The organism is Actinosynnema sp. NPDC023658, from assembly GCF_040639995.1.
Lineage (GTDB): Bacteria > Actinomycetota > Actinomycetes > Mycobacteriales > Pseudonocardiaceae > Actinosynnema.
On sequence record NZ_JBFAAX010000709.1, the window covers coordinates 1 to 2,974 of the forward strand.

Consider the following 2,974-nt stretch of genomic DNA (forward strand, 5'->3'; position numbering starts at 1 on the left):
GATCAGCTCGTCCTTGCTGTCGAACAGCAGGTACATCGACCGCTTGGAGACACCGGCCGCCTTGCACAGGGCGTCGACGCCCACGCCGACGCCCTCCCGGTAGAACAGCTCGCCCGCCGCGTCCAGCAGGCGGTCCCGTGGGGTGGTCACCCGTGCAGGTTACCGCGTCGGTTGCCGAGTGGAAACCGATCGGTGTACATTGGTGGAAACCGATCGGTTTCCACTTGGTGGGACTGCCATGACCACGATCAACGGGGCGACCGCGCTGGTCACCGGAGGTAGCCGCGGCATCGGCAAGGCGCTGGTCGAGGCCCTGTACGCGCGGGGTGCGCGCAAGGTCTACGCCACCGCCCGCGACCCGCGCACCGTCACCCACCCGGACGCCGTCGCGCTCGCGCTGGAGGTCACCGACCCCGCGTCGGTCGCCGCCGCGGCCGCACGGGCGGACGACGTCACCATCGTGATCAACAACGCCGGCGCGCTCGTGCGGGCGTCGTTCCTGGACTCCCCGGTCGAGGACGTCCGGCGGGAGTTCGAGACCAACTTCTACGGCCCGCTCAACGTGACCCGCGCGTTCGTGCCGGTCATCGAGCGCAACGGCGGCGGTCACCTGCTCAACGTCGCCTCGGTCCTGTCCTGGGCCGCGCTCAGCGGTTCGTACAGCGCGTCGAAGGCCGCGCTGTGGTCGCAGACCAACTCGCTGCGCCTCGACCTGCGGCCGCGCGGCATCCAGGTCACCGGCCTGCACGTCGGCTACGTCGACACCGACATGACCGCGGGCATCACGCAGCCCAAGAGCGACCCCCGCCACGTCGCGGAGCTCGCGCTGGACGGCATCGAGTCCGACGCCTTCGAAGTGCTCGCGGACGACGTGTCCCGGCACGTGAAAGCCGCGCTGGCGCAGGACATCGCGGTCCAGTACCCGGTCCTGGCCGGCTGACCCGGGACCGCGCGCGGCGGACGCCGATTCCCGCTCACGTGTACCGGGCGCACGGCGCCGCGCCGTCCACAGTGGATTCCCGGTGACCCCGACACCGATCCCCGCGAAGTGGCCGCCCACGGCGGTGGCGGGGGTGTCACCATGGGTATCCGGACGCCACATGCCTGTGGGAGCGAGCGTCTCCACCGCTCCAGTGGAATTGCGAGGTGCGGCGATGGCAGAACTCCGACACGTCCCGGCTCACGCAGGTGTCGAGGACGTGGTGCGCTTGGAAGACGAGACCGAGCGCCTGCGCGGGTTGGACTACCGCGCGGGCGGCGGGGCGTCGCGTGACGCGGCGGTGGCCTGCGCGCGCCACCACGACCGCTTCCTGGAGGCCGACCTCACCGACGCGGTGCGCGCGCGGCTGCTGGTGGCGTTGGCCGACCTGCACAACCTGGCCGCCTGGACGTGCTTCGACACCGGCCGGCCGGAGGTCGCGTCCCGGCACTGGGAGCGGGCGCTGGCGCTGGCGACCGAGGCCGGGCACCGCGACCTGGAGGCGAACGTCCACTACCGCGTCGGGCGGCTGCGGCTGCACCACTGCCGGTGGCGCGAGGCGTTGGAGAGGTTCACCCGGGGGCTGGCCGCGGCCCGGCGTTCCGGCTCGCGGCGCGCGGTCGCGCTGCTGCACGCCAACCAGGCATGGGAGGTGCGTCTACCGCCAGGAGCCTGACCCGGAGACCGCGCCCACGGTGCGATGGCTGTTCGCCGAGCGTCGAGCCGGGCGCAGCGTGAAGGATCTGGTTGCCGCGCTGAACCGGCGAGGTGCGCCGAGTCCGGCCGAGCATGACCCCGAGCGCAATCGGCATCGGACCCGTCGTCGGTGGACCGCGCAGTCCGTGGCGGCGATCCTGGCCAACCCGCGCTACACCGGTTGGCAGGTGTGGAACCGGCAGAGCGTCGACCACGACCATCACACTCCCGGCGAGCGCAGGCGGCGCCGCGTCACCCGGTGGAACCCGACCGACCGTTGGGTCGTCTCCCGGCAGCGCGCCCACGCCCAGTTGGTCAGCGAAATCGACTTCGTGGCGGTGCAGCGGATGCGTTCGGACCGCCCGAACCAGAACAACGAAGCCCGCGAGTACCTCTTCGCCGGGCTGTTGCGCTGCGGTGTCTGTAGCCGGCGGATGGACAGCCACTGGGTGCACGGCCGTCCCGGCTACCGCTGCCGCCACGGCCACACCGGTCCGCGCAGTGAGCACACCCCGGCCACGCTGTACCTGCGCGAGGACCACCTGATCACCAGGCTCGGCCACGCCTTGCACATGCCCGTGGCCGCGAGCCCGAGCCGGGTCGCCGCGCAGCTGCGCGCCCGCCGCACCGTGGTCGTGTGCACAGCCGACGGGGTGTCGGTCGAGGTGCCTCGGCCGATCCTGCGGGCCGCATAAACAAAGACCCCACGGGTCTGATCTGATAAGCTCAAGATCGATCCCGTGGGGTAAAACTGTGTCCGATTTGCCCGAACACCTGGCTGTGGGAAATCTCCCACTCCTCTTGAAAGGGAGTGGCTCATAAGTCCAGCGTAGCAGGGGTCTGAGGTGACTTCGCAAGAGTGGGGAATTCTCCACTCGAAGTTTCATTGAGTAGAATAACGCGGGTCGGCTTCGGTCCCGCCAAGGCGCGCAACTGTTCCGCCGCGGGCTGCACGGTACCCAGCATCGGTTGGCGCTTGTCCAGCCGGATCACGCTCGCCACCAGGTCGCCGGTCAGCCGACCCAGGGTCGGTCAGCGTGGTGATGGTCCGGGGCAGGTGCAGCTCCACGTGGTACCCGTGCTCCGCGTTTACAACTGCGCTCCCGCCGTCTCGCCGATGACCGCTGGCGAGGCCAAGGACTCCACGTCGAACAGCCCGTGGCCGAGGGTCGGCATCCGGTTGTCGTGCCGCTCGCCGCTGGGCCGCCCGCCGACCGGCGTGCCCGGTCGGCACACCAGTCCGCCGATGACCCCCGTGAGCATGCCGGTCGGCGAATCAGTGCCGAGCGGCACGCCGCC

Annotated in this window: 4 protein-coding genes and 2 pseudogenes; 4 read left to right on the forward strand and 2 right to left on the reverse strand. The window is 70.8% G+C overall.

Annotated elements, in window-relative coordinates; genetic code table 11:
• On the reverse strand, positions 1-150 hold a 150-nt coding region (locus AB0G02_RS33555), incomplete at its 3' end, for a helix-turn-helix domain-containing protein (protein WP_360802398.1).
• Between the two features lie 88 nt (positions 151-238).
• On the opposite strand from AB0G02_RS33555, the gene AB0G02_RS33560 reads away from it, so the two are divergent.
• The 4 genes and pseudogenes from AB0G02_RS33560 (at position 239) to AB0G02_RS33575 (ending at position 2,370) form a co-directional block, all read left to right on the forward strand.
• Positions 239-940, forward strand: a complete 702-nt coding sequence (locus tag AB0G02_RS33560; protein WP_360802392.1) for an SDR family oxidoreductase — start codon at positions 239-241, stop codon at positions 938-940.
• 214 nt (positions 941-1,154) lie between these two features.
• Positions 1,155-1,655 (forward strand): tetratricopeptide repeat protein, encoded by a 501-nt coding sequence (locus tag AB0G02_RS33565; protein WP_360802395.1) that lies wholly within the window; start codon positions 1,155-1,157, stop codon positions 1,653-1,655.
• Positions 1,656-1,668: 13 nt separating this feature from the next.
• A pseudogene (locus AB0G02_RS33570) lies at positions 1,669-2,025 on the forward strand (recombinase family protein); the annotation flags it as partial.
• On the forward strand, positions 2,023-2,370 hold the full coding sequence (locus AB0G02_RS33575; RefSeq protein ID WP_360802401.1) for a zinc ribbon domain-containing protein: 348 nt from the start codon (positions 2,023-2,025) through the stop codon (positions 2,368-2,370). The pseudogene AB0G02_RS33570 and the gene AB0G02_RS33575, both read left to right, overlap by 3 nt.
• 394 nt (positions 2,371-2,764) lie before the next feature.
• On the opposite strand, the pseudogene AB0G02_RS33580 reads toward AB0G02_RS33575, so the two are convergent.
• Positions 2,765-2,974, reverse strand: a pseudogene (locus tag AB0G02_RS33580) (hypothetical protein); the annotation flags it as partial.

Bases quoted from the DNA above. Each gene is read 5' to 3' on its own strand.
- AB0G02_RS33560 (WP_360802392.1), top strand. From the start codon at position 239: ATGACCACGATCAACGGGGCGACCGCGCTGGTCACCGGAGGTAGCCGC.
- AB0G02_RS33565 (WP_360802395.1), top strand. From the start codon at position 1,155: ATGGCAGAACTCCGACACGTCCCGGCTCACGCAGGTGTCGAGGACGTG.
- AB0G02_RS33575 (WP_360802401.1), top strand. From the start codon at position 2,023: ATGCGTTCGGACCGCCCGAACCAGAACAACGAAGCCCGCGAGTACCTC.